We start from the raw sequence: 25929 nt of genomic DNA, 5'->3' as shown, positions 1-25929 counted from the left end.
ACACTGTTAAGTTATACTTCCCGTCTTAAACGAGCAACCGGGATATCCAATAGCTGCCTGTACTTGGCAACCGTACGCCTGGCTATTTGATATCCCTTCTTATTCATTAATTCTACCAACTCGTCATCCGTAAACGGTTTACGTTTATTTTCCTGGTCTACAATCTCCTTCAATACGTTTTTAATCTCTCCGGTACTCACCTCTTCCCCGCTATTGGTAGGCATACTCCCCGAAAAGAATTGCTTTAACGAATATATTCCAAACCATGTTTGTACATACTTCGAATTGGAAACCCTGGAAATGGTCGAAACATCTAATCCCGTAATATCTGCAATATCCCGCAAAATCATAGGTTTCAAGCGACTTTCATCGCCGGTCAAAAAGAATTGTTTCTGAAATTGAACAATAGCAGTCATGGTCAGCATGAGGGTATTATTACGCTGCTCTACGGCATCGATAAACGAACGAGCCGAATTCAATTTATACTTCACAAAAGAAACCACATCTTTTTTTTCTTTCGAAGTAGCACTTTTCTGATATTTCTCCAATAGATTCAGATAAGACTTGTTTAATCTCAATTCCGGAACATCTCCAGAATTAAGGCTCAGCTGCAACTCACCATCTACAATATCCAAATTAAAATCCGGAATAATTTTTTCAGAACCGGAATTAACCGAATCCGAAACCTGTCCTCCCGGCTTAGGATTCAACTTTAAAATTTCATCGATAGCCTCTCTCAACTCTTTATCCGAAAGCCGCATACGTTTGGTAATCTTTTCATAATGTTTTTTGGAAAACTCCTCAAAGAAATTTTCCAAAATCATCTGTGCATGACGTAATGAGGGAGTCGGATTTCCTGCCAAACGACGTTTTATTTGCAACAATAAACACTCTCGCAAATCTCGTGCCCCTACTCCTGCCGGCTCAAACTCCTGCACGATATGCAATAGACGCAGTACTTTTTCTTCATCTATCTCTATCCCGGCACCAAAGGCCAGATCATCCACGATATTTTCAATATCCCGTCGTAAATAACCATCCTCATCCATATTGCCGATGATGTATTCCGCAATCTTACGATCCATCTCGCTCAATGGCTTTACCCCCAATTGAGCGATTAAATTCTCTCGAAAAGAGATTCCTCCGGACAACACAAAATCCCGTCCGTCATCGTCTTTGGAAACATTGGAAGCAGACAACTTATAATCGGGAATGTCATCATCGTCACTCAGGTAATCATCCAAAGAAAATTCATCCTCGACCGTATCGTGATCTTCCTCTTCGTCGGAAGCTTGATCATACTCCTCCTCGCTCTCTTCCCCGTACTCCTCCTCGTGCTCCTGTTGCTCTTCTTCCCCCAAATCCAACAAGGGATTCGATTCCAATTCCTCCTTTATTCTTTGCTCTAATTGGTAAGTAGGAAGCTCCAGCAGTTTTATCAACTGAATCTGCAACGGATTTATTTTCAATCCCAATTTTTGTTGTAAATTCTGCTTTAGCATCTCTCTTCATCGTTGTTGTAATGAAAGAGATTCAATCGTTATTTGAATCTCTTCCTGTATTAAAATTCTGCACTTTTCGGTGTCCGCGGGAAGGGTATCACGTCACGAATATTTCCCATTCCGGTCACAAAAAGTAATAGACGTTCGAATCCCAAGCCAAATCCGCTATGAACGGCAGAACCAAAGCGACGGGTATCCAGATACCAGCTCATACTTTCCACGGGAATCCCTACCTCTTTCATTCTTGTCACCAATTTATCGTAATCTTCTTCCCGTTGGGACCCACCAATAATCTCTCCGATCTGCGGGAAAAGCACATCCATCGCCGCCACGGTTTTTCCATCCGGGTTCTGCTTCATATAAAAAGCCTTTATCTCCTTCGGGTAACCCGTCAAAATAACCGGACGTTTGAAGTGCTTCTCAACCAAATAACGTTCGTGTTCGCTTTGTAGATCTACTCCCCACCCCGTTATCGGGTATTGGAATTTACCGCTCTTGTTTTGCTTGCTATTTTTCAAAATATCAATAGCTTCCGTATAAGTAACCCGTTCGAAATCATGATTCAGCACGAATTGCAATTTTTCAATCAACTCCATGGAACGATCCTCCGCTTTCTTGTCTTTCTCTTCGTCCTGAAGACGCTTACTCAAGAACTGAAGATCATCCATACAATGTTCCAAAGCGTAACGAATCAAATATTTTAAGAAATCTTCCGCCAGATCCATGTTATCTTTCAAATCATAGAAAGCAGCCTCCGGCTCGACCATCCAGAACTCGGCCAGATGACGAGTCGTATTGGAGTTTTCAGCACGAAATGTCGGTCCGAACGTGTATATTTTCCCCAAAGCCATAGCTCCTAATTCTCCCTCTAACTGCCCACTTACGGTTAAATTTGTCGATTTACCGAAAAAATCCTGTTTAAAATCGACCTCTCCCCTTTCGGTCAAAGGCGGGTTCTTCGGATCGAGGGTCGTTACCCGGAACATTTCACCAGCACCTTCACAATCTGATGCGGTAATCAAAGGAGTATGTAAATAGTAAAAGCCATGATTATTAAAATATTGATGTATCGCGAAAGCCATAGCATGGCGAATGCGAAAAACAGCACCGAAAATATTGGTCCGGAAACGCAAATGAGCAACCTCTCGCAAAAACTCCAACGAATGCTTTTTGGGTTGAATCGGAAATTTATCCGGATCCGCTTCTCCTAAAACAACTATCTCCTTTGCCTGGATTTCGTAAGATTGACCGCTTCCGGTACTCTCTACCAACATTCCTTTTACATGAATAGCGGCTCCCGTTGTCACTTTTTTCACTAACTCCTCCGGGAAATTATTCATTTCCACGACAATCTGTATATTATTTATCGTAGAGCCGTCATTCAAGGCTATAAAATTAACCTGTTTATTACCGCGTTTGGTTCTAACCCAACCACTTACCTCGACCTCTTTGTCACAATCCTCAGACTGTAACAGCTCTTTGATTAATCGTTTTTGTGTGTCCATCATCTTACATTTACACCATTATCATTTTATCTACACCATGTTCCACCCGAAACACGGATGGGCAAAAATAATAAATTAAGCATCAATTCACAAATAGATACCTCTTAGATTCATATCCTGAAAAAGTTCCGTCTCCAAACCCGTTATAAGTTTTGAATATCCTCCACGAAAAGAAGGAATTTTTCTCGTTTCAAATAAACAGCTCGCTAAAAATTCCGTCAGAAACCAGCCACCCCCGGGGAGACAACCGAATTGTATTATTCTCTACCTCTAAAAGTCCGTTTTCCCTCCAAACAGGTAACTTGTGTTTTACCCGGTTCCAATAAACGGCGTACCTCCGTTCAAGCCGCTTTATGTCCAACCCCCACATCGTACGCAAACGCGTCATTATACATTCATTATACTTGTCCCTATCGCTTAACTCTTCCCGCTCGAAATATAACCGATTTTCCTGCAAAGCATCCATATATTTTTCCAAATGAGCCACATTCCATTGCCTGGAATCCCCGTCATAAGAGTGGGCCGCTGCCCCCAAACCGAGGTAAGGACGTTGCATCCAGTAAGAAGTATTGTGTTTCGAATATTTACGTTTTTTAGCAAAATTAGATATTTCGTAATGCTCAAAACCAATATGCTTCAAGTAACCGGAAACCCAAAGATACTGTTCGGCCAAGCGGTCATCATCCAAAGGAACAAATTTTCCGCGGGCCGCCAAGCGTTCGAAAACAGTATCAGAGTCGATGCTCAACAGGTAAACCGAAACATGGGATACCGGTAATTTCTCAAGTATTTTCAGATGATGCTCCATATCCGAAGAGGTACTTCCGGGCAGACCGATAATCAAATCAATTCCGATATTTTCAAATCCGCAATCAGCAGCCCGGTACACCGCCTCTTCCGCCCGGCGAGCCGAGTGTGTCCGGTTGATCTGCTTCAGAACCTTATCGTCGAAAGACTGCACGCCAATACTTAGACGGTTAAACCCCACCTCTTTCCAAAATCTCAGCTTTTCAACAGTAATATCTTCGGGATTCGCCTCCAACGTACGCTCGGAATCGGGAGAAAACGTCCAACAGGACTCCACTTTCCTCACGATCTTCTCCAATTCATTCACCTCTAAATAAGAGGGAGTACCTCCTCCGAAGTAAAGCGTATCCGCCTGTCGAGACGGCAAATACTCCTTTCTTAATTCAACCTCCCGGCACAATGCCCGGACATACTCCTCTTTCCGTTGCATGGAAGCCACGGAATAGAAACCACAATAAAAACATTTACTTCGGCAAAAAGGTATATGCACGTATATTCCCATGAACGAAAATTTATTAAGCGACAAATTTAACAACAATTATCGCGTATCCCTCACATTGAATTATGAATTGTTTGCTACATTTGTAAAGTTCAGTGGGAAGTGCAAGTTAAAATTAAAACCATGTTTAAGCTTATCGCCTTCTTATTTTTATTCGGGCCTATCTACCTTCAGGCGCAAACCGTAATCCTGGGAAGAGTGATATCCAACACGGGAGAAGCCGTACAAGGGGTAAATATTTATTACGTGGAAGGGAAAACAGGGACGACAACGGATTCGACCGGGCACTTCCGGTTGGAATGTGAACTTCCATGTACCCTCGAATTATCGCACGTGAATTATCAAAAGGAGACCTATAAGCTACTGAATAATCGAACCTCTTTTGTGATTGTCTTACGAAATAAACACAATAACTTAAAAGAGGTTATCGTGACCGGTTTTCCGGCCAGCGGTAAGATTTTTGCCTCATCGAACAATATCGAACGGATTCCGGCCATCCTCGGGGAACAGGATATCATGAAATACTTGGCTACCCTGCCGGGAATTATTACCACCAATGCCTTGAATTCAGGAATATACGTACGGGGAGGCAACAGCAATGAAAACGGATTTTTAATCAATGACATGCCTATCGCCAATCCAGATCACCTGACCGGAATTCTTTCCACCTTCGACCCTTACATCATCAGCAATTCGACCTTGTACAAAAGCGGATTTCCGGCCCGATACAACAGTTTTCTCTCGTCTTATATCAACATGCGACCGGAACAAGGGAACAAACAAAATTACGAGGGAGAGATTACGTTAGGGTTAGTCTCCTCGTCGATAAAGGCACAAGGACCGATTATAAAAAATAAAACCTCCTTTGCCGTATCTCTCAGGACATCTTATCTCGAACATATCGCAAGAATATATAACCAAACCATCAAGGATCAACAAGAACCGAACTACATGCCGGAATATGGTTTCAGCGACGTTACGGTTAGCTTAGATTCCAAAATCTCCGGCAAATGGCGCATGAACGCTTTCGGATTATTCACCATCGATAATTTAAAGATGAAGCTAAGCGACCATATCCAATACAAATTCAATTGGCACACGTTATCCGGTATCGTAAACACCACTTACGTTCCATCCTCCGATCGGTTCTGGAGTTTACAGGTCGGAATGAACACCGCTTACAGCAAAGGAGATGCCACAGGCAGTATCCCGATGGGAGGGGGTAACCAACACTACTCGGTTCTTGCAAAACTCTCCTACTCCCGTTCCTTTTCGGAACGGATACAATTCAATACCGGAGGCAAATTCGAGTACGCCCGCTTTGAAACGGCAAACAAAATGGACGACTACCACAACTTATTAATAAAAAGTTCAGATAAATCATTTAATTTATATGATTTATATACAGATATAATTTATCAAATTAACCCTTACTTCAATATCAACGGAGGGGTCAATTATCAATTTTATCAGGGAGCAACCCTCCGACATACGTTTTCTCCCCGCTTCAAAATCAGCTACACCCAAGGAGGCTTTACCCTTTGGATGGACTACGCCAAGACCGCCCAATACTTGAGTCTTTATCCCTATTTCACGGTGAAGACTCCCATCGACATTTGGTATCCGTTAGAAAAAAAATCGAAACCGGCTATCTGTCATCAATATTCCATCGGAATAAATCAGACCGTCAGTCAAATTTTATCCATCTACGCGGGAGTTTTCTATAAAGACATGCGTCACGTCAAAGATTTTGCATCCGATATAAAAACGGAATATACGGCATTAACCGATAACCAGATCGAAGGGAAAGGCCACGCGAAAGGATTCGAAATAGATTTCACCTTGAATAACCGAGCCTTTTACGCACACGCGAACTACACCCTATCGGAATCCAAAAGGCAATTCAAGGAGATCAATAACGGCAGGTCTTTTTATCCCCCCTACGATGTCAAGCACAATATCATTATCAACTTTTCCTATAACCTCTCTTCACGCCTTACATGGAACGCACTCTGGTCATTCTCCTCGGGAGTTTACACTACTTTCCCCGTCGGAGCGGTTATCGCGCATAACATTACGGACATTCTGGATCATCCTGTTCTTATTCCGGTTTATACAGACCGTTACAATTACAAACTCCCTAACAATCATAGATTAGACGCGGACATCAACTATAAGTTCAATTTCCGGAATCTCTTCTTCAAATTGACGATAGGCGCGTACAACATATACAATCAGTCCAATCCCTCATTTATTTATTTCAGACCGGAACGTACGGGACAAACGGGGACAAAATTCGTACCCAAATCCAAGGTAATGTTACCGTTTATTCCGTATATTTCGCTACGTTTAAGATGGTAACATGAAGAAAAAAAGTGTATTGTTAGGAATTTTGCTCTCCGTTTACGCCTGCATTCCGGAAGAAGATCTTCCCATAAAAAACATGGGAACCGTTTCCGGCTACTTTATCGAGTGCTATTGCCAACCGGAAGAAACTTTCTCCTTGAGTGCCATTCCCGTTTTGCCCATCTCGGGCAATTTGGCTCCAGACTTTTCGACGGAATTCGATATCTCGATCCGGGCAAACGAATTGATCAAAATGGAACACGTCATCTTTACTCTCCCCGGTTCCGATTTCATTTACAATTACGGGAGCGAAAAAAAACTGGCACCCGGTAACGACACGCTCTATTTAAAAATAATAACGCCCGAAAAAAATCAGATAACAGCACAAACAGCCGTTCCGGAAGCGATCAAAATAGATTCATATCAAATCAAAAATAACGTTGCCAGCATCCATTTTTCCACTTCGGAAGATCCGACCCAAAATTACTATATTTACACGCTTCAGCTCTCAGCCAACGATTCGATATTCAGAAAAGAGGTTTCCTACCTGAATCTCAGTCATTACAAATCAGTTTCTACCATAACACGTCGTATCGTCTGTTCACAAATCGCAGAGGCAGATATAGCCTTTGTCAGCCTGATGCGCATCACAAAAGATTGTTATAACTATCAGATATCCTTAAATGAAGCCAATAGCGCGAATCAGGGGAGTATCACGACTCCGGTGCCTTTAGAGGGAAACATCGAGGGAGCTTTGGGAATCTTCACTTGCTACACGGAAGACACGAAAAGCATCGCTCTCAAATAAACAAACGCTTCATATTCAAACTTTTTACCGCAAACTTTTTGTATACCCGAAATTTTATGTAATTTTGTCCCTCATTTTGGAGTAGTTTATTCGAAAAAATGCAGGAGTGAACCTTAGCCATTTACCTTGCATCGCAGACCCGAGGATGAAAACGTTCAACAGTCGCCCGACTAACCTCGTTTGTTTTCACCGAAAAGGGATGCTAAAGTAAACCACGAAAAAAGACAAACAGAAGTATAATTTTAAATTACAAAAGAAGTGGATCAAATTAGTTACAAAACAATTTCCGTCAATAAAGCCACCGCTAAAAAAGAGTGGGTTTTAATTGACGCAGAAAACGAGGTTTTGGGACGTCTTGCTTCAAAAGTTGCGAAACTCTTAAGAGGCAAATATAAACCCAGCTACACACCTCATGTTGATTGCGGAGACAACGTAATTATCATTAACGTGGAAAAAGTACAGTTAACCGGTAAGAAATTGACCGACAAGCAGTACATCAGACACACCCAGTATCCCGGTGGACAAAGAATTTCAACACCGCAACAGTTGTTGGCAAAACACCCGGAAAGAATTATCGAGCACGCTGTTAAAGGAATGCTTCCGAAAAATCGCCTTGGCAGAGCTGTCATGAAAAATCTTTACTTGTACGCCGGTACGGAGCACAAGCAAGAGGCTCAACAGCCAAAAGTAATTGATTTAAACTCACTTAAATAACAAGGTATGGAAGTAATTAATGCAATCGGTAGAAGAAAAACGGCAGTAGCACGTGTTTATCTCAGCGAGGGAAAAGGCAATATTACGATCAACAAAAGAAATTTGGAAGAGTATTTCACCTTGCCGACCCTTCAATACATTGTAAAACAACCGCTTGAATTGTTAGGAGTAACCGGACAATACGATATCAAAGTAAATCTTGGAGGAGGTGGCTTCAACGGTCAGGCAGAAGCATTACGTTTAGGAATTGCCAGAGCATTGGTAAAAATCAATGCCGAAGACAAACCAAAATTAAGAGCAGCAGGATTCATGACCAGAGATCCGCGTGAAGTGGAACGTAAAAAACCGGGGCGTCCGGGTGCTCGTAAGAGATTCCAGTTCTCTAAACGTTAATGGAGGTTTAGTATCTAAATTGGCGGGACTTCTAATGAGAACTACCCGGCAATTGATTAAATGTAAGAATGTAAACTTTATAAAAAAACAAAAATGTCAAATACAAATTTCGACGAATTATTAAATGCAGGTTGTCACTTTGGACACCTTACCCGTAAATGGAATCCCAAAATGGCTCCTTATATCTTTATGGAGCGTAATGATATCCACATCATCGACCTGAACAAAACAGCTATTATGTTGGACAAAGCAAGTGCTGCTTTAAGACAAATCGCTAAATCAGGTAGAAAAATTCTGTTTGTAGCAACAAAAAAACAGGCTAAGGACATTGTTGCCGAAAAAATTTCTAATATCAACATGCCGTATGTAACGGAAAGATGGCCGGGCGGTATGTTAACCAACTTCCCCACCATCCGGAAAGCCGTGAAAAAAATGACGACCATCGACAAAATGGAGAAAGACGGAACTTTCGATCATCTTTCAAAAAGAGAGAAACTCCAAATCTCCCGTCAAAGAGCCAAATTGGAGAAAAACTTGGGTAGTATCGCCGATTTGACCCGGCTCCCGGCCGCTCTTTTTGTTGTCGATGTTATGAAAGAATACATCGCTGTTAAAGAGGCAAATACCCTCGGGATCCCCGTATTTGCAATGGTAGACACGAACTCTAATCCGGACGGAATCGACTTCGTAATACCTTGTAATGACGATGCTTCGACTTCCATCTCATTGATCATTGAAAAAGTGGCTTCTGCTATTAAAGAAGGGTTAACCGAAAGAAAAGTTGAACGGGAAAAAGAGGGCGGAGACAAAAAAGCCGTAGTAGAAAAAGCAGAGAAAGTGGAAGATCAGGAGGAAGCAGAGGTAGAAGAAGTAGAGGTAAAAGAATCAGCTTCAGAAGAAGAAAATTAATTTACGATCTTACAGACTTACGATTGTATCGTAAGTCTGCCACTGTAAATGATCATTTACAAATTAAAAAAAGGAGACAAATGGAAATAAAAGCAGCAGACGTAATGAAGTTGCGTAAAGCAACAAACGCCGGAATGATGGACTGTAAACACGCTCTTCAGGAAGCTGAAGGTGATTTTGACAAAGCCGTGGACATTATCCGTAAAAAAGGTCTGGTTATTGCCAGCAAACGTGCTGACAGAGATGCTAAAGAAGGATGTGTATTAGCTAAAACCGACGGGAAAAAAGCCGTAATCGTTTCACTGAATTGTGAAACAGATTTTGTGGCTAAGAACGAAGGCTTCATCGCATTCACGACCCGTATTCTGGAAGCAGCTCTTGCTAATATGCCGGAAAACATAGAAGCTTTGTTAAACCTCCAACTGGATGGAAGAACTATCGCGGAACAGATTGCCGAGCAAACAGGCGTTATCGGAGAAAAATTAGAGTTAAGTTATTACGGAAAATTAGAAGCTGAAGCTTCCGTTGTATATATTCACCCGGGAAACAAACTGGCTACTGTCGTAGGCTTCAATAAAGAAGCCGACATGCAGGCAATGAAAAACATCGCCATGCAGGTAGCAGCAATGGCTCCTGTCGCATTGGATAAAGACGATATTCCCCAGAGTGTCATCGATCACGAAGTGGAAATCGGTCGTGAAAAAGCACGGGAAGAAGGCAAACCAGAAGCCATGTTAGATAAAATCGCACAAGGACGTCTGAATAAATTCTTCCAAGAATCGACTCTATTAAATCAAGTTTACGAACAGGACGGAAAAATGTCCGTAAGGGAATACTTGAAGAGTATTGACAAAGATTTAACCGCCACCGGATTTTTACGTTTCACTCTGAATGCTTAATTGGTGGATCAATTCATATAAAAACAGGCTATATAGCCTGTTTTTTTTGCCTAAAACGTACCGTGCCTCAGAAAAATTACACTTGCATATTATTGGATTTAGACGGAACCGTCACGGATTCCATGCCAGGCATTACCAGATCCGTACAATATGCCTTATCCTGTTTCGACATTCAAGTAACGGATATCAATACGTTACAAAAATTCGTAGGCCCACCCCTGAAAGAATCGTTCATGGAATACTATCAATTCAATGAAAAAATGGCAATGGAGGCTATCAAGGTTTACAGAAAACGATTTGAAAAAATCGGAATTTACGAAAATAACCTGTATCCGGGTATCGAATCTTTATTGAAGGAGTTGAACAAAGCAAAAAAGAAAGTGATGTTAGCCACTTCCAAACCAACAATCTACGCACGTCAGATCATCGATTACTTTCATCTTACCCCCTATTTTTCTTATATAGGAGGAAGTAGTTTAGACGGTTCTATTTCGCATAAAGATGAAGTCATTCGTCTCGTAATGGAGCAGAACTCGATTGAAAATAAAGAAGACATCGTAATGATCGGAGACCGCAAATATGACATCGAGGGTGCCCGAAAAACAGGAATAGACTCCATAGGAGTACTTTACGGATACGGCGACAGAGAAGAATTAAGTAAGGCTGGAGCAAATTATATCGTTCAAGATATACAATCCCTCTCCGACCTGTTGTTAAAAAATTCTCTCGACCGATTGTAAATATAACAACGCATACTCGTTCTTATGTCGGTTCGACCGTCTCCTTTACCTCTTCTACCGTATAATAAATTTCGTATGTAACCTTTCGTAATTGAGGATAAAGGGTCTGTTTTATGTATTTGTATTGAGGCAGTTTACGAAGAGCAACTTCCCGTTGATCGTCATTATCAACCCGGTTTATCACACCTAAAACCTGTTCTTTATTTGCCATATCCGATACGTCAATCAACTTAACTAACCCTCTCCAATCTTCAGCAATATACTGAGTTGTAATCAGACTTGCATCTATTCCCAACTCGTGTACCAAATAATCTTTAACGGAATTCGCCCGTTCCCGAGCCAACATTTCATTGAATTTCCATGCTCCGTCCGGTGAACAGATTCCGGTAACAACAATACGATCGATTCGTGCAGAAGTATCACTTAATGTATTACGAATCAATGTTGTCATTTCAGCAAGTTGCTCCCGATTCTGAAACAAAAGCGTATCGATGGTATAGCCATTCACGGGATAAAAAAGACGAGTAAAACCTTCTTCTTTACGTGTTTCAACTGTTCTTACATATTTTACGCGTACAGGTCCGGGACCGAGCGGAATATAAATTACACCGTCGGCTAACAGATGTTCAGGAATCGAATGCGTCTTATTGCAAGTTTCCAGTACGGAGGTTAGAACAAACTTAGCATTCAGCATCCAGATTTGGAAAGGGACCTTTTCATCAACCTGAATCTGCATTTTTTCTCTCGTGGAGAGATATCGTTTCACGTTCGGATAATCCTGTACAGCCTCTTGCAAATAGAGTAGGCGCTGTTCCATTTCAGTATATTTCTTACCTTGTATGATTATCGGGGAAAAGGCATGCTCATTTCCCTCGCCCACGAAACGGGGTGTAATAACAAGACGGGCACAAGAAGGAACGTAGTGAGACGGGACATCTATATCGAATTTTACTGGAACAGTATAAGGATCCGTATTCTGATCGACAACAAGTTCCAATTTGGCGGGCGTAACGGTTAAAGCCTCTTTTTTATCGAAATGTTGAAATCCTCCACAGGAACTTAAACATAAGACACCGGAAACAAGAGCAAGATATAAATAGTTCATAGCATTGTATTTTAACGAATGACATAAAGAATACTAATACTGAATTTTGTCGGTCCGACATAGTTTTTGTGTCCGGGACCGATACGCTTTCCACAAGCACTACGACAGTACTTATCATAACTCAGGTAAGCATATCCGAGTCCGAGCTCGGCCTCAAGATTCCAGCGTTTCCCCAATAGCCATTGATAACCGTACGACACTCCTCCCCCGACAAGCCAACCCTTGTAACGATATTTCTCAAGACCGGCGTTATATCGACCATAATGGAGATGTACTCCAAAAAAATGACTCATAAAACGTTGACAGGTCCAGTAACGCCACTCCGGTTGTACAGCCCAATGCATGATTTTTTTATTATCCCGAAAAACAAAAGGATTGTAATTTCCCGTAATATCCAATGTCATTCTCGGAGCAATGGCCAACTCGGCTCCTATATTCAGTGTTGTCGTGACCCAATACGCCGCATTGGTTTTTACAGCTATCTCTTGAGCAAAAGAAGGTATTGTAAACAAGACAAACAAAAACGTAACTATTTTTTTCATAATCTTTTTTTAATGGCAATCTACTTATTGATATGCCGCCGGAACACTCCATTTCCCACTGATCGTCAAATTCGAAACGGCAAGCAAAGGCAAATTAACCGGAACGGTAACCGTAATATTATTTAATGGTGTAAGTACAAGAGCCAACAAATCTCCTATCCCCGGAAGTCCGGTTAAAAGTTGAGTTATATTCGTCACATTACCGAGTCTAACCGTTAATGACAAAGGGGAGGTCCCCGTTTGCGGGTCGTACGATTTCAACCCGATATCCACAAGAGAATAATCCGCTTTATATTGTATGTTTGTCGCCGTATTGTTTCTTAAGGAGTCTCTGATATCGACAAACGTACCATCCAATAACAACGTATTGTCAATTACCTGGTCTACGAGCAGACCGGAAATAAGTCCCTCTTTGATCACATTAATCTCCTGAATATTATACAAGCCCGAAAAGCCCTTTATATTGATCGTTTTTTGTTTAAAATATTGATCTGTACTGAATTTACAAGCAAACCGTTTCTTACCTGTATACAACTCTTTTACGACCAGGTTAAAATCGATTGATTTCGGAAAATCTTTAATCGTAACAATTGCGGTATTGGCTTGACTGAATTCCCAAGGATTAAGCAAAGAACCGAGTTTCTCCAGTAGAGTTGCTTGATCGGAGTTTCCCGTAAGAGCGACACTGATTTGATTGACAAGTTCTTTTAGCAAATGATTGTATAAGGTATCGACTACCGGGTTAAGTAATCTCCCCACGATCGTGTCGGTCGCTGCTGTAATTCCTCCTAACGGAAGCAATAAAATACCGGCCGGTCCGAGAGCCGTCTTCACCTTATCCGTTAGAATCGTTTTGGCCGTATTCCGTATAACATTCTTATACCCCATCTGGGTAACGATATTCTGAACCAACTGGTTGAGGGCTTGCTGAGCATCCACAACATTACGATGCACGTTGAGTTTACCCAAAATACGTTGCAACAACACGGGAGGATTCGGCGTTTTCTGCGAAAAAGTGTCATTTGCCCAGTAATATTCCGTGTTATCGGCAAACTCTACATTTGGAAGGTTGAGTCTGGCATTACTATAAGTCGACTGATAATTCACTAAAATATCGGACAAAGCCGTGGCACCACCACCTCCAGTCACTTTATAAGGAAATAAGGTTTTATCGGCATTCCCCATAAAAACAGCCCGATATTTACCCAAAGGCAGCGTATCTCGAACAACCGGAAGCGGCCAAGAAGGAGTTGCTCCACCCGGCACAAGTATGACACGTTCCTTAACATACTCCCCGGTAGATTTGTAGAGAATATAAAGCAAAGACTGAACGCGCGTATCGGATCCGGAAACAGGTGTCCTAGCCGATTGATTAAACGTAACTACAAAATAACCTTCCGGAACTTCCGAAGGAATTTCAATAGAAGGAGATTCCGTTTCCCATTGTTCCACGTCATCGTTACAACCCCATGTTATCAGCACGAAGAATATTCCGAATATATAGGTCCATTTTTTCATATTCAATCCATTTTAACTTATTGTAATCCATCCCATTTCCCATCGTCCAATTTAATCGTATAACTCAATTCAAACCCCAAATTAATCTTATTATACGGCCCGGAGATATTTACGACTCTATTGGGTTTAAGAATAATACTATTATCCGAAGAAACTTGTGAATCATTAATTTTAATCGTATATATGTCTGTCACAGACCCATAACTAACATTCAAATAGAGTTTTGTTTTATAGGTGGTCATCGTCGGTAGAAGAATGTTACTAAAAAGTACCTGTCCCGCCGAAGGAACAAGTTTCTGTATTAATCGACTCTCTGTACCTCCAGTTGTTTGAACAAGCGAAGCAATCGTGTCGGATACTCGAATAGCCTTCACCATTCTCTCGGCCATAAGAGATATCGATTTTACATAACCGGGAATAGCCGTAATTTTCACGGTCAATCCGCTTACAATGCGATTCAATTGGCCACTTAACGTAAGATTAACATCGCTCGTGGGAGTAAAAGTGGTTCCGATAACGATCGACCCATTGGTTGCTGTAAGATAACATGTGAAAAATTCAGGAACTACATTAGGAGATTTGGGATACAAATGAAAATTATCGAGACGTGTAGGAGAAACAGCCGAACCGATAGAGAATCGATTTGAAGTCGCCCCTTGATTATTAAAATCGTAATCATTTGAATTGTATCCGATAACCAGAACTTTATACGCAAAATTTCTCGGCAATTTCAACACCAAATTTCCCACGGGAAAACTTGCAACATTCCATTGACGAGCAAAAAGATAGAGTGGAGCATAATTGTTTAAATTATTATCGGGGAGTAACGGATTGAGTTTTTGAAAAGGCAACACCAAAATCCTGTTAACCGAATGTACGGGATCTCCTAAAGCCTTTGCATTTAAATTATTATCGAATAAAAGCTTTAACGGAAGAACGACCTCCGATTGTTCTATCTCTTCTTTCCGGGTACACCCGATAAATACAATCGTACACAAACAGAAGAATAAAAGATATGACTTTACCTTTTTCATCTCTCTTCCTATTTAGTATAAAACACTTATCCCTTAACGAGTAAACGAACAACTTTTAAAAGTCGTTCAAAAAGCACCCAAGAGCAAAATTTCAATTGAGGATATAAGTTACTTTGAGTAAAAATAACCCGCTCACGAGTACTTTTTGAACGCATTTGTAGTATTAATTAATTTTGAATGACAAGATTATGAAATTGCGACCAGTTCGGGTTAATTGTTATTGCAATAACCTGATCTTTCAACAAATCAATCGGAGCATCATCGTCTCCTTTATCCGGTGTTCCGCCTCCAGTCGTATCCCCTTTCGTCACTTTCTTACCCAAAGTATAAAAATGATTGGGAAGAAGATCGAATGTCGTACTGCTTTCGTTAACAACACTCCATGTTTTCAACGCATTACCGGCAGCATCATACAATCCGAGAGTCATTGATATATTGCTTGTCGGAATAAAGAAGCGGCCCATCAACTGCGTATTGTCGAGTTTCACTACTCCTTGTCCGGTCAGATCATTCCCGGCAAATACACCAGCCGAGGTAACTGCCTGACCGGTAAGGTCTATATTAAAAACGTTAAAACTCGTTCCGGTAGGACTGGAACCTAAACCACTATACAGATTCAATTGCGTGGATGCATTGGTAATAGTCAGACGCAATGTTGCCACATTTACGTTACCGATCACAGCCGGTACATTTATAAAATAACCTAAGATACCGGCTATTTTACGAGTCATCTCCACACTAACCCTCACACCCTCGGAAGTAACCGATACATTTTTCTCTCCGGCAAAAATCTCGGATTCCTTACCTACAGAAGGAATTGTCGCCGTCATATCAGTAATTTGCGTTGTACCGATTACCGGTGTTGTAAGTGTAAAATTATCTGTAAGCTCACGCCCGACAACTAAAAACTGATAATCTCCAGCTTCCAATTTATTGTTATTGGCCACGAAATAACGCATAAAAGTAGTTCCTTTTGGCCAAGCTGTCGTATACGTCGTATCATACACGTAATTGGTTCCATTGTTCTTAAAGGCATAAATAAATACCCTTTCCACTTCTTGAACTGCTTCCTGACTGTAAAGCGGACGAGTTTTTGCTTTAATTCCGTTTTCCGATTGGTTAACCGTTGCCAATTCGAATACGATATTTCCTTGAGAAATATCCCGTGGTCCCTCGGACTCATTCTTTGAACAAGCAAGCATTAATATACTTGCTAATGTCATAAAATACCATTTTTTCATACAAAGTTAGTTTAGTTTTAGAAATTAATTTAATCCATTTATATTGATATCCATATTATGCAATTTTTGCCAAGCTCTGGAAACATAAATCCATATTTCAACACCCGACGAGGTGAAACCAATTTTAGCAAAGGCTATTTCATTTTGCATGACCACAAGCTCTATATCCGGTAAAATTGCGTAAGGCATCGTTTCGTTCTTTGAAAAAAGAGAAAGGCGTACTACAGATTTTTTACCCGAAACCGTCGGAGCAACAAAAGTTGAAAAGAGATCCGGTTGAATCCCGTCTCTCATAAAGGATTTATGAACGAAAGATTCTCCCGAATAACCGTTTACTAAATCGAAGTTTTGTTGTACGGAACTTATATTCACCTCTACCCTCGCCAAAGAATCGGGAGCATCTTCCAATAAAACAACCAACAAACCTTTAACTCGACTCAACGAAAAATAGTATGTCGTCTTTTCTTGATTCAATGTAATCGTATCGTGAAAAAAATAGGTGTCGAAACTCTCCTGATTATTTGCATGCAAAACAAAGACTCCATCCTCAGGCACATTCGTCACGTCGGTGCTACCCAAAACGGACAAGGCATAGCGTCCGTCAGGGATATCGGTCGTTCGAAGCGTGTAAAAACCATCATTTCCTTCTACAGGAGAGGACGAGGCATCGATAAAAACCTGCCCGGTGGCTACATTTTCCAAGCAATACATAACATTCCCCACGTACGCACGAAAAGGTAACGATTCATCTTTAGGTGATAACTGAGGAATCTCCGAAATATTTACATAGTTTTTGTCTCCAACACTTAAACGAAGCTGATACTCCGCAGGACAACTCCTATCCGGTTCAGACAAACAAGAGGAAAAAACAAGTGTGTATATAACCCCTAACAGAAGTCCATGTAACACGAATGGTCGGTGTTTTTTAGTATCCATTTTATGTTTATTAATATAATCTTAAACGACCTCCTTCAATATAGGTTACTGACCGACACATCCGAATTAACTTAATTAATAAAGAAAATAGTGAATCTTATGTTAATGTTATGTTTATAGAAAAAGATCTTTATTTGATACATAATTCTTCTATCATGGAAAAAAATCCATTTTCTAACTCATTTCTATTCCTTATTTTTAATGTATCATAAAAACAAAAAATTCGTATATCCCTTTAGATTACATTAAATAATACAATATGCAAAAAGAAATTACAACGCTCCTATTCGACCTGGGCGGCGTCCTCGTAGACCTGGATAAAAATGCCTGCATACGGGCATTTCAAGCCATCGGCTTTAAAGATATAGATGAATATTTAGATATTTACCTCCCTAAAGAAGGAGTTTTCAAACAATTAGAACAAGGACAAATCGGCATCGATGAGTTTCACGAAGGTGTCCGAAAACTTATCGGAAGATCTGTAACGGACGAAAGCATAGATGATGCTTACCGGGAGATATTAGCCGGTATTCCAGGGTACAAACTGGAAATGCTGAGACAATTAAAAGAGCATTATCAAATATTATTGTTAAGCAACACGAACCCAATCATGATGGATTACATCCGGAATACCTACTTTAAGGACGAAGGCGCAAGCTGGAAAAACTATTTCGACGAACTGTTTCTTTCTTACGAATTAAAAATGACCAAACCGGATCCCGCTATTTTCAAAGAGGTAATCCGCCGCTCCGGAATTCATCCCGAAACCACCTTCTACCTGGACGATTCTTCTCAAAATATCGAAGCGGCAAAACCTTTCGGGTTTAGAACCTATACGGTACAACCGTACGAAGATCTCCGGCCTTTATTTAAAATATAGGATCATTTCTTCTCTATAACTGTGACGTAACGGACAAATTTCGGGGAGTGATATTTGGTATTCTTTTTTCGAGCATTATTATCATACACGTCCACGAAGCGGAGGTTAACCCGTTCTAATACATTTTCCGGCAATACTTCTGCAGCTGGACGCCCTGATACGAGCACGATGGGAAGTACATTCAACATCGATGTATCCTGACGTACATTCCACGGCAAAATCCGGCGACCGGCTTCATATACCAACTCCATCCGCAACTCTTCCTCTTGAGGATAATAAAAAGGCAACTTATTGATACTTTCAATCTCCCTGACCGCCCGTATACTTTTTATCTCCTCATTATTAAACATCGTCGCCACCGAATTCATCAACAAAGTCTCCACGAGAATCAATAAAATAACCATTCCCGTAAAAACTTTCAGAGGCTTTAGCCTTATGCCTCCTACAAAAATAGAATAAGAGACTAACCAAAAAAGGAAAGAGACTACGATATAGTAGACCCAACCGATTTGCCGGGTTTGAAAAAACAATACATACAACGCAACAGGCATTCCCAAGGCAATGATCGCGGGCAGGAAAGCATTTATCCGGAATACGATCTTATCGCCCTTCGTCAAACTCTTTTCTTTGACGGCTATAAAAATGTATAGCACATAATGAGCAACCACCATAGCGGAAGGTATCAGCAACGGTAACAAATAGCGCGTTTTCTTTTCCGGAAAGCAAGAAAGTAAAACCAAAGAAAGCAATGTCCAAACAATCGCCAGCTTATACTCTTTCTTTAAGGTTATTTTATGTTTTAACCAGGGCCAACATAGTCCCGTTAACAAAAACAAAGACCAAATACCCGACTCCGCAAAAAATTTCCAATAATAATACCATGGACGAACATTCCGCTCTATCCAAGCCGTGGACTCTTTAGCCATCACAAATAAAGCCATGTCTTTATGGAAGACATACAAATAGAGCGGCCACCAGAAGCTGATCAGAATAAAAATCAAAACCATCAGTAAAACAGGCCATAATTTATGTCCGAATTTCGGACGATAAATAAAGAAATAGGACACCAGAAAGGGCAAAAGAAGAGCATAAAACGAAACCGGCCCTTTTCCTAAAAAAGATAGTCCTAATAATATTCCGGCCACGCAAAAATCCCACCACCTCGTCCGCATCGCCGCCATCCCACGGTAAAAAAAGAATATGGCACCCAGCATAAAACTATGACAATAGATATCCCATGTTGCAACCCTCCCCTGCATGATCACATTAAACGACGTCGCAAGTACCAACGCCGATAATAAGCCGAATAATCTATTCTGAGTCAAAGCGGATGCAAAAAAATAAAGGAAAAATACCATTATCGTCGCCATAAGCCCGGCAGCCCCTCGCTGTAACGCGATATTATCCGGGCTTATCATATCAATACCTGCCGCTATCCACGTCGGTAAAGGAGGCTTCTCCAAACGAAGTTCCCCGTTCATGGTAGGCACCAACCAATTATCGTAAGCCTTCATCTCGTGGGCCGTTACGAGGTTGCGCGACTCCATAATATCAACGAATATCGCATCGTTGTTCACGAAAAAAGCAAACCAACAAACAACAAGGATAAATAATATATGAATCCAATCTCTTTTTTGCATAACACCAAATAATTATTTGTTTGAGTCAGAGCGCAAATTTAAAATAAATTAATAGAGAAGCGATAGAATGGAGAAAGAAATGAACGTAAATATTTTTTGGCAAAAAAAATCAATTCGCGTAACAAAAAAGAAACATTTTAGTATATAAATTTGTACGTCGTTTAAATCTGACTAAAAAGGGAAAATATGAAAATAGAACGGTATTTTCTTCTATTCATTTTGGTTTTACCGGCCTTAATATTACGAGATTTCACACCAAATAATGAATTAAAGTATTTAAGCATCGCAGATGAAGCCATTCGCCATGGAAATTGGTTTACATTCTATAATCACGGAACGATCTACGCGGATAAGCCACCCTTATATTTCTGGATCATTATGCTTTGCAAGATCGTATGGGGCAGTCATTCCATGTTCCTTCTCTCCCTGTTTTCGGTCATTCCCGCTTTTATTACCATAGGGATAATGGATCGTTGGATCCGGGAGTGTTCCCTGGCCTCCCGTCGGAGCGTAGCATTACTACTGTTTACCAGCGGACTTTTTCTCGGATCTGCCCTTGTATTGAGAATGGACATGATGATGTGTATGTTTATCACGTTATCCCTCTATATTTTTTACAAGCGATACACGGATCAAGACCGGAAGCACAATCACTTTTGGTTACCCTTTTGCATATTTATGGCCCTCTTTTCAAAAGGTCCCATAGGCATTATTGTCCCTGTATGTTCCATTGTCGTTTTTTTAATAGTGAAAAAAGAGATTCGGAAATTCGGAAAATTCCTCGGATGGAAAGAATTTACCATACTATTGACACTATGCGTCATATGGTTCGGATGCGTATTCTGGGAAGGAGGGTATGCTTACTTGTACGACCTGCTGTTTCACCAAACCATAAACCGGGCAATAGATTCTTTCCAACATAAAGAGCCTTTCTGGTACTACGGAACAACCATTTGGTACGCTTTGGCTCCCTGGTCTCCTTTCTATATCCTGATTCTGGTCACAGGTATTTGGAAAAGACTTATCACAACGGATAAGGAAAAACTTTTCTTTTCCGTCATCGCCACAACATTCATTCTATTATCGTTGTTCAGCTCGAAATTAGATATCTATTTACTGCCTATATATCCTTTTGTCGCCTATCTTTCCATACTGCTCCTTCCAAAAATAAAAGAGAAATGGATCCGTTTTACCCTGTACATCCCTATTGTCATATTTATTCTTGCTTTTCCGATCTCCTTTTTCTTGGCCGACCGAATCGAATTTATCAGACCTTACTGTATCCGTACAGGCATCGGAATTCTTTTCATCAGCGCTTTGTTTGCCTTCGTCAGCCTACGTCGGCATAACCTTCACCAGGCAATCCGAACGACAGCCTTAGGATTATTATTCTCTATCTTTGTCAGTTCCTTTGCTCTTCCGAAACTGAACCCGAATCTCGGCTTTTCCGCTTTATCTCAAAAAGCCTTAGAAATTATCAATAACCGTACGATTGAAAACCTTTACTTTTACCGTTTTCGAAGCGGAGAAAATATGGACATTTATCTTCACCGTCCCCTTTTTAAAATAAAAGAAAAAGAGAAGATGCTCCGCATATACGAGAAAGGGGGAAACCTCATTTTTATTAAGATACGGGATGTTCAAAAATCTCCGGAATTAAGAGCGTGGCTGTCCCGTACGCGCTATACAGCCATCGGAAAATTTTACATCATCGAAAAACCGAACTGAGGAATCAATTCCCCTTGCAGGAAAAGGAGAGATAAATATTTCGGCTATAAGCGATAAAACCTGTTGATTGTCCCAAAATCAACACGGGATCACGCCGGTAAATAGCATAAGCAACAATGATAAACGACCCTACCAAACTAATCACCCAAAAACCCAATGGGAGCAGAGATTCATCTTTGTGCCTGGAATAAAACCATTGATAAACAAACCGTAAGGTAAAAACAATTTGCCCTAACGATCCGAAAATCAACAACCATAACGGGATAGAATCATTTCCGAAAAACTGTTCTGCAAACGCCCGGGCGTCTTTTAACAAATAAAGAACGACCACGACGGGCGTTACCAACAAAAGTATTCGGACTATTCTGGGCCATTTCTTCCATTGCTCCTTTTTATCTAAATTCCAGATATAGATATAATAGGCAATAAACTGCCCGAATATAATGGCGAAATCATCCCTGATCCATCCGTAAATAAACAAAAGATAAGAGCCTGCCAGACTAAGCTGCCAAAAAATAGTCGGAGAAATAACCCGTTTCGCCCTCTCTGATAAGATCCATTGCAGTAATATTCGGGCCGAAAAAAATAGCTGAGCCAAAAAACCGATGACATATACCATGCCGCTGAACTTTAAATTAAACCTTTGATTACTCCCTATTGTAAGTTATTTTCCGCTATTTGGTAATTGATATAACGCTTTTTCATCCAACGGTAAGCAAAACAATCTTTAAAAGGACCTACCAACCGATTCGTCAAATTGTATTTGGATTTACCTGCAATCCGGGGAAAGTGTTTTACAGGGACCTGTTTTACTTTTCCGTTCTGAAGCAGAATCAAAGCCGGAAGGAAACGGTGCATTCCCGTGAAAAAAGGAATCCGTTTGGCATAATCCGTACGCAAAATCTTCAGGGGACATCCGGTATCTTCCACTCCGTCATGAGTCATCATACGACGGAAACCATTCGCTATTTTAGAAGACATATTCTTTACCAAGCTATCTTTTCTCCCGGTCCGAATCCCCATGACCATCTCGTATCCGCCCACGTATTCCAATAAACGATTGAAATCGGCCGGCGTCGTTTGCAAATCAGCATCGATATAACCGACCCACGGTGAAAAGGAGTGATCGATTCCCGCTTTCATAGCGGCACTTAATCCTCCGTTACGGGCCAAATTCATAAAAAAGAATTTTTCGTTCCTGGAACATACTTCACGAATCAGCCGCTCGCTATCATCCTTCGAACCGTCATTAACAAATAAAACGCAAGAAGAGACTTTCGCCGATTTCAAAAAATCACCCAACTCTTTTTCCAATCGCAAAATATTTCCCTCTTCATTATATACCGGAACGATAATGGTTAACTGATAGTTTGCGGTCCTATTCATAAGTCAAAAAAATTTAAATGCATAAATTAAATTATAGTTACAACAAAATTGTTTAGCTTTGTTGTTCGTTTTACGGTCATGCAATATCGTAATTTATTACTATAATTCAGATTATTTTGTTTTCAAAACTAAACGGACAAAGATATGCAATATAACCGAATTTTATTAAAACTCAGTGGAGAATCTTTAATGGGAGAACAAAAATACGGTATAGACGCCGCTTGTTTGGAGAGTTATGCACGCCAGATTCACGAAATAGCAAACTTGGGCATTCAGATCGGGATTGTCATCGGAGGAGGAAATATTTTTCGGGGGTTGAGCGGTACAAACAAAGGTTTTGACAGGGTAAAAGGAGACAGCATGGGAATGTTAGCCACCGTTATCAACAGCCTTGCCCTAAGTTCCGCCTTAGAAAACGAAGGTTGTAAGAATAAAGTACTTACGGCTATACGCATGGAGCCTATCGGAGAGTATTATTCAAAAGCAAAAGCCGTGGAATACCTGCAAGAAGGTTATGTAACGATTATCAGCGGCGGCACGGGCAATCCATATTTTACCACGGATACGGCAAGCAGTCTCAGGGCCATAGAGATCGAGGCCGAGGTCATGTTGAAAGGAACGCGGGTGGATGGTATCTATACTGCCGACCCGGAGAAAGATCCGACTGCCGTAAAATTCGATAAAATCTCATACGACGAAATTTATTCCCGAGGATTGAAGGTGATGGATTTAACGGCAACGACCATGTGCAAAGAGAATCATCTTCCTATTATCGTTTTCAACATGGATGTCCCCGGTAACCTCAAAAAGGTCATGACGGGTGAAAACATCGGGACAATCGTTTACTAAATTTAAGGAGTTAAACGGAAAAGAATGCATCCCTTTTCCCGCTTTAGAGACTATTGATCGTGAATAAAAATATATTAGAAACTATCAACTCTCCTGCCGACTTAAAGAAAGTCCCAGAAGACGATTTAATTCAACTGTGCCAGGAACTCCGTCAAAAAATCATAGACGAATGTTCCGAACATCCCGGCCATTTCGGTGCAGGGTTAGGAGTCGTTGAACTTACGGTAGCTTTGCATTATGTTTTCGACACCCCTTACGACAATCTGATATGGGACGTCGGACACCAAGCTTATCCTCATAAAATATTAACCGGACGAAGAGAAAATTTCGATACGAATCGTCAATACAAAGGAATTAGCGGATTCCCTAAACGAAGTGAAAGCGAATACGACTCTTTCGGAACCGGCCACTCTTCAACTTCTATTTCCGCGGCATTAGGCATGGCCGTAGCTGCCAAATTAAACGGAGAAAAAGACAGACTTTCCGTGGCCGTGATCGGTGACGGAGCCATGACCGGTGGAATGGCTTTCGAAGGATTGAATAACGCGGGAATAAATAATGCCAACCTCTTAGTTATCTTAAACGACAATAACATGGCCATCGACCCGAATGTCGGCGGCATGAATGAATATTTATTGGATATCTCCACCTCCAAAACTTACAATAAACTAAAAGAAGACGTTTGGCGAATCTTAGGACGATTGAATAAGATCAGCCCGGGAGCGCGAAATTTCATTCAAAAAGTAGACAATAGTGTCAAATCACTTCTGCTTAAACAAAGCAATCTGTTTGAAGCTCTGGGGTTCAGATACTTCGGTCCGGTAGACGGCCACGATGTAAATCACCTTATCAAGGTACTCCGGGATCTGAAAGCGATCCAGGGTCCCAAATTGCTACATTGCATTACCGTTAAAGGCAAAGGGTTCAAGCAAGCCGAACTGGACCAGACCACCTGGCACGCCCCCGGAAAATTCAACAAGGAAACAGGTGAACTGATCAAAGAAAACAAGCCCGATACTCCCCCTAAATTTCAGGATGTATTCGGACATACTATTTTAGAACTGGCTCGGAATAATGAAAAAATAGTAGGCATTACACCTGCCATGCCTACGGGTTGTTCCCTCAACATTATGATGAAAGAGATGCCGGACCGTTGTTTCGATGTAGGTATTGCCGAGCAACATGCCGTAACTTTTTCCGCCGGACTCGCCGCACAGGGATATATCCCGTTTTGCAATATTTACTCCTCTTTTATGCAAAGAGCGTACGACCAGGTTATCCACGACGTGGCACTGCAAAAACTACAGGTGATTTTTTGCCTTGATAGGGGAGGCTTGGTCGGGGCAGACGGAGCTACACATCACGGGGCCTACGATTTGGCGTACTTCCGTTGCATACCGAATATGACGATTGCCGCTCCGTTCGACGAAGAAGAGTTGCGTAATATGATGTATACGGCTCAGCTTCCCGATAAAGGTCCCTTTTCAATCCGTTATCCGCGCGGTAACGGTTCCGCACTCCATTGGAGGACTCCGTTCAAGGAACTCGAAATCGGAAAAGGAAGATGCCTTATCGAAGGAGACGAGGTCGCCGTATTATCTATCGGTGCTATCGGGCGAGAGGCCATAAAGGCAATTGAAAAAAATCCCCCCCGCTCTGTTGCAATTTATGATATGCGTTTTCTTAAACCCTTAGATACGGAGTTACTGCACACGGTTTTTAAAAAATTCTCCAAAATCATTACGTTGGAAGACGGGACAACCATCGGCGGTTTGGGTAGTGCCGTTCTCGAATTCATGGCCGACCACGGGTATTCGGCCAAAGTCATTCGATTGGGCATCCCCGATCGTTTTATAGAACACGGTAGTCAACAGCAATTATATCGAGAATGCGGATTTGATGCGGAAGCAATTTATAATTATATTTGTTCGATATAGCGTTTATTCAA

At 41.2% G+C, this 25929-nt stretch carries 23 protein-coding genes; 11 read left to right on the top strand and 12 right to left on the bottom strand.

Translation table 11 applies throughout. The features are described 5' to 3' along the window. Positions 1 to 11 precede the first annotated feature (11 nt). The 3 genes from rpoN to hemW all read right to left on the bottom strand — a co-directional run bounded on the left by rpoN (position 12) and on the right by hemW (position 4316). The gene (gene rpoN / locus NVS78_RS03010) at positions 12 to 1502 is read right to left on the bottom strand and encodes an RNA polymerase factor sigma-54 (RefSeq protein WP_286357859.1); all 1491 of its coding nucleotides are present in this window, start codon (positions 1500 to 1502) and stop codon (positions 12 to 14) included. Positions 1503 to 1561: 59 nt separating this feature from the next. Continuing rightward, positions 1562 to 3007 (bottom strand): asparagine--tRNA ligase, encoded by a 1446-nt coding sequence (gene asnS / locus NVS78_RS03005; protein ID WP_286358454.1) that lies wholly within the window; start codon positions 3005 to 3007, stop codon positions 1562 to 1564. A 190-nt stretch (positions 3008 to 3197) separates the two neighbouring features. Continuing rightward, positions 3198 to 4316 (bottom strand): radical SAM family heme chaperone HemW, encoded by a 1119-nt coding sequence (gene hemW, locus NVS78_RS03000; protein WP_286357858.1) that lies wholly within the window; start codon positions 4314 to 4316, stop codon positions 3198 to 3200. 120 nt (positions 4317 to 4436) lie between these two features. On the opposite strand from hemW, the gene NVS78_RS02995 reads away from it, so the two are divergent. The 7 genes from NVS78_RS02995 (at position 4437) to NVS78_RS02965 (ending at position 11122) form a co-directional block, all read left to right on the top strand. Beyond that, positions 4437 to 6674 carry a TonB-dependent receptor gene (locus NVS78_RS02995; RefSeq protein ID WP_286357857.1) on the top strand — a complete coding sequence of 746 codons (2238 nt, stop codon included), beginning with the start codon at positions 4437 to 4439 and terminating at the stop codon, positions 6672 to 6674. A 1-nt stretch (position 6675) separates the two neighbouring features. Then, positions 6676 to 7467, top strand: a complete 792-nt coding sequence (locus tag NVS78_RS02990; RefSeq protein ID WP_286357856.1) for a DUF4249 family protein — start codon at positions 6676 to 6678, stop codon at positions 7465 to 7467. Positions 7468 to 7725: 258 nt separating this feature from the next. Further along, entirely contained in the window at positions 7726 to 8181 is a 456-nt protein-coding gene (gene rplM, locus NVS78_RS02985) for a 50S ribosomal protein L13 (protein WP_041503224.1), read from the top strand. Between the two features lie 6 nt (positions 8182 to 8187). Continuing rightward, the gene (gene rpsI / locus NVS78_RS02980) at positions 8188 to 8574 is read left to right on the top strand and encodes a 30S ribosomal protein S9 (protein WP_041503223.1); all 387 of its coding nucleotides are present in this window, start codon (positions 8188 to 8190) and stop codon (positions 8572 to 8574) included. Between the two features lie 93 nt (positions 8575 to 8667). Further along, positions 8668 to 9483: a 30S ribosomal protein S2 gene (rpsB, locus tag NVS78_RS02975; protein WP_286357855.1), complete on the top strand. Its 816-nt coding sequence runs from the start codon at positions 8668 to 8670 to the stop codon at positions 9481 to 9483. A gap of 80 nt (positions 9484 to 9563) precedes the next feature. Further along, positions 9564 to 10382, top strand: coding sequence for a translation elongation factor Ts (tsf, locus tag NVS78_RS02970; RefSeq protein ID WP_286357854.1), 819 nt, complete (start codon positions 9564 to 9566; stop codon positions 10380 to 10382). A 62-nt stretch (positions 10383 to 10444) separates the two neighbouring features. Continuing rightward, entirely contained in the window at positions 10445 to 11122 is a 678-nt protein-coding gene (locus tag NVS78_RS02965) for an HAD family hydrolase (protein ID WP_286357853.1), read from the top strand. Positions 11123 to 11144: 22 nt separating this feature from the next. Here NVS78_RS02965 and NVS78_RS02960 read toward each other — a convergent pair whose 3' ends face one another. The 6 genes from NVS78_RS02960 to NVS78_RS02935 form a co-directional block, all read right to left on the bottom strand. Further along, positions 11145 to 12227, bottom strand: a complete 1083-nt coding sequence (locus tag NVS78_RS02960) for an OmpA family protein (protein WP_286357852.1) — start codon at positions 12225 to 12227, stop codon at positions 11145 to 11147. 11 nt (positions 12228 to 12238) lie between these two features. After that, complete coding sequence (locus tag NVS78_RS02955) at positions 12239 to 12769, bottom strand: DUF3575 domain-containing protein (protein ID WP_286357851.1); 531 nt, start codon at positions 12767 to 12769, stop codon at positions 12239 to 12241. A gap of 24 nt (positions 12770 to 12793) precedes the next feature. After that, positions 12794 to 14287, bottom strand: a complete 1494-nt coding sequence (locus NVS78_RS02950; RefSeq protein WP_286357850.1) for a hypothetical protein — start codon at positions 14285 to 14287, stop codon at positions 12794 to 12796. A gap of 17 nt (positions 14288 to 14304) precedes the next feature. Next, the gene (locus NVS78_RS02945; RefSeq protein WP_286357849.1) at positions 14305 to 15321 is read right to left on the bottom strand and encodes a hypothetical protein; all 1017 of its coding nucleotides are present in this window, start codon (positions 15319 to 15321) and stop codon (positions 14305 to 14307) included. A 167-nt stretch (positions 15322 to 15488) separates the two neighbouring features. Then, complete coding sequence (locus tag NVS78_RS02940; RefSeq protein ID WP_286357848.1) at positions 15489 to 16562, bottom strand: FimB/Mfa2 family fimbrial subunit; 1074 nt, start codon at positions 16560 to 16562, stop codon at positions 15489 to 15491. Between the two features lie 24 nt (positions 16563 to 16586). Next, positions 16587 to 17498 carry a hypothetical protein gene (locus NVS78_RS02935; RefSeq protein WP_286357847.1) on the bottom strand — a complete coding sequence of 304 codons (912 nt, stop codon included), beginning with the start codon at positions 17496 to 17498 and terminating at the stop codon, positions 16587 to 16589. Positions 17499 to 17757: 259 nt separating this feature from the next. Between NVS78_RS02935 and NVS78_RS02930 the strand changes: the two genes are divergently transcribed. After that, the gene (locus NVS78_RS02930; protein WP_286357846.1) at positions 17758 to 18378 is read left to right on the top strand and encodes an HAD family hydrolase; all 621 of its coding nucleotides are present in this window, start codon (positions 17758 to 17760) and stop codon (positions 18376 to 18378) included. A gap of 2 nt (positions 18379 to 18380) precedes the next feature. On the opposite strand, the gene NVS78_RS02925 is transcribed toward NVS78_RS02930, so the two are convergent. Beyond that, positions 18381 to 20018: an ArnT family glycosyltransferase gene (locus tag NVS78_RS02925; RefSeq protein ID WP_286357845.1), complete on the bottom strand. Its 1638-nt coding sequence runs from the start codon at positions 20016 to 20018 to the stop codon at positions 18381 to 18383. A 186-nt stretch (positions 20019 to 20204) separates the two neighbouring features. On the opposite strand from NVS78_RS02925, the gene NVS78_RS02920 reads away from it, so the two are divergent. Next, positions 20205 to 21746: an ArnT family glycosyltransferase gene (locus tag NVS78_RS02920; RefSeq protein ID WP_286357844.1), complete on the top strand. Its 1542-nt coding sequence runs from the start codon at positions 20205 to 20207 to the stop codon at positions 21744 to 21746. 4 nt (positions 21747 to 21750) lie between these two features. Here NVS78_RS02920 and NVS78_RS02915 read toward each other — a convergent pair whose 3' ends face one another. After that, positions 21751 to 22365, bottom strand: coding sequence for a lipid-A-disaccharide synthase N-terminal domain-containing protein (locus NVS78_RS02915; RefSeq protein WP_286357843.1), 615 nt, complete (start codon positions 22363 to 22365; stop codon positions 21751 to 21753). 35 nt (positions 22366 to 22400) lie between these two features. Beyond that, positions 22401 to 23132, bottom strand: coding sequence for a glycosyltransferase (locus NVS78_RS02910; protein WP_286357842.1), 732 nt, complete (start codon positions 23130 to 23132; stop codon positions 22401 to 22403). A gap of 144 nt (positions 23133 to 23276) precedes the next feature. Between NVS78_RS02910 and pyrH the strand changes: the two genes are divergently transcribed. Both pyrH and dxs read left to right on the top strand, forming a co-directional pair. Beyond that, on the top strand, positions 23277 to 23981 hold the full coding sequence (pyrH, locus tag NVS78_RS02905; protein ID WP_286357841.1) for a UMP kinase: 705 nt from the start codon (positions 23277 to 23279) through the stop codon (positions 23979 to 23981). Positions 23982 to 24040: 59 nt separating this feature from the next. Then, on the top strand, positions 24041 to 25918 hold the full coding sequence (gene dxs / locus NVS78_RS02900; RefSeq protein ID WP_434802115.1) for a 1-deoxy-D-xylulose-5-phosphate synthase: 1878 nt from the start codon (positions 24041 to 24043) through the stop codon (positions 25916 to 25918). The last annotated feature ends 11 nt before the right edge of the window (positions 25919 to 25929 follow it).

This window comes from Gabonibacter chumensis, assembly GCF_024741215.1.
In the GTDB taxonomy this organism is placed as follows: Bacteria; Bacteroidota; Bacteroidia; order Bacteroidales; family Marinifilaceae; genus Gabonibacter; species Gabonibacter massiliensis.
This window is presented reverse-complemented; position numbering and strand designations above follow the sequence as displayed.

Bases quoted from the DNA above. Each gene is read 5' to 3' on its own strand.
- NVS78_RS02945 (WP_286357849.1), bottom strand. From the start codon at position 15,321: ATGAAAAAGGTAAAGTCATATCTTTTATTCTTCTGTTTGTGTACGATT.
- NVS78_RS02990 (WP_286357856.1), top strand. From the start codon at position 6,676: ATGAAGAAAAAAAGTGTATTGTTAGGAATTTTGCTCTCCGTTTACGCC.
- NVS78_RS02910 (WP_286357842.1), bottom strand. From the start codon at position 23,132: ATGAATAGGACCGCAAACTATCAGTTAACCATTATCGTTCCGGTATAT.
- NVS78_RS02995 (WP_286357857.1), top strand. From the start codon at position 4,437: ATGTTTAAGCTTATCGCCTTCTTATTTTTATTCGGGCCTATCTACCTT.
- rpsB (WP_286357855.1), top strand. From the start codon at position 8,668: ATGTCAAATACAAATTTCGACGAATTATTAAATGCAGGTTGTCACTTT.
- hemW (WP_286357858.1), bottom strand. From the start codon at position 4,316: ATGGGAATATACGTGCATATACCTTTTTGCCGAAGTAAATGTTTTTAT.
- NVS78_RS02915 (WP_286357843.1), bottom strand. From the start codon at position 22,365: ATGGTATATGTCATCGGTTTTTTGGCTCAGCTATTTTTTTCGGCCCGA.
- tsf (WP_286357854.1), top strand. From the start codon at position 9,564: ATGGAAATAAAAGCAGCAGACGTAATGAAGTTGCGTAAAGCAACAAAC.
- rpoN (WP_286357859.1), bottom strand. From the start codon at position 1,502: ATGCTAAAGCAGAATTTACAACAAAAATTGGGATTGAAAATAAATCCG.
- NVS78_RS02930 (WP_286357846.1), top strand. From the start codon at position 17,758: ATGCAAAAAGAAATTACAACGCTCCTATTCGACCTGGGCGGCGTCCTC.
- NVS78_RS02960 (WP_286357852.1), bottom strand. From the start codon at position 12,227: ATGAACTATTTATATCTTGCTCTTGTTTCCGGTGTCTTATGTTTAAGT.
- NVS78_RS02920 (WP_286357844.1), top strand. From the start codon at position 20,205: ATGAAAATAGAACGGTATTTTCTTCTATTCATTTTGGTTTTACCGGCC.
- NVS78_RS02925 (WP_286357845.1), bottom strand. From the start codon at position 20,018: ATGCAAAAAAGAGATTGGATTCATATATTATTTATCCTTGTTGTTTGT.
- NVS78_RS02940 (WP_286357848.1), bottom strand. From the start codon at position 16,562: ATGAAAAAATGGTATTTTATGACATTAGCAAGTATATTAATGCTTGCT.
- NVS78_RS02955 (WP_286357851.1), bottom strand. From the start codon at position 12,769: ATGAAAAAAATAGTTACGTTTTTGTTTGTCTTGTTTACAATACCTTCT.
- pyrH (WP_286357841.1), top strand. From the start codon at position 23,277: ATGCAATATAACCGAATTTTATTAAAACTCAGTGGAGAATCTTTAATG.
- NVS78_RS02935 (WP_286357847.1), bottom strand. From the start codon at position 17,498: ATGGATACTAAAAAACACCGACCATTCGTGTTACATGGACTTCTGTTA.
- rpsI (WP_041503223.1), top strand. From the start codon at position 8,188: ATGGAAGTAATTAATGCAATCGGTAGAAGAAAAACGGCAGTAGCACGT.
- NVS78_RS02950 (WP_286357850.1), bottom strand. From the start codon at position 14,287: ATGAAAAAATGGACCTATATATTCGGAATATTCTTCGTGCTGATAACA.
- asnS (WP_286358454.1), bottom strand. From the start codon at position 3,007: ATGGACACACAAAAACGATTAATCAAAGAGCTGTTACAGTCTGAGGAT.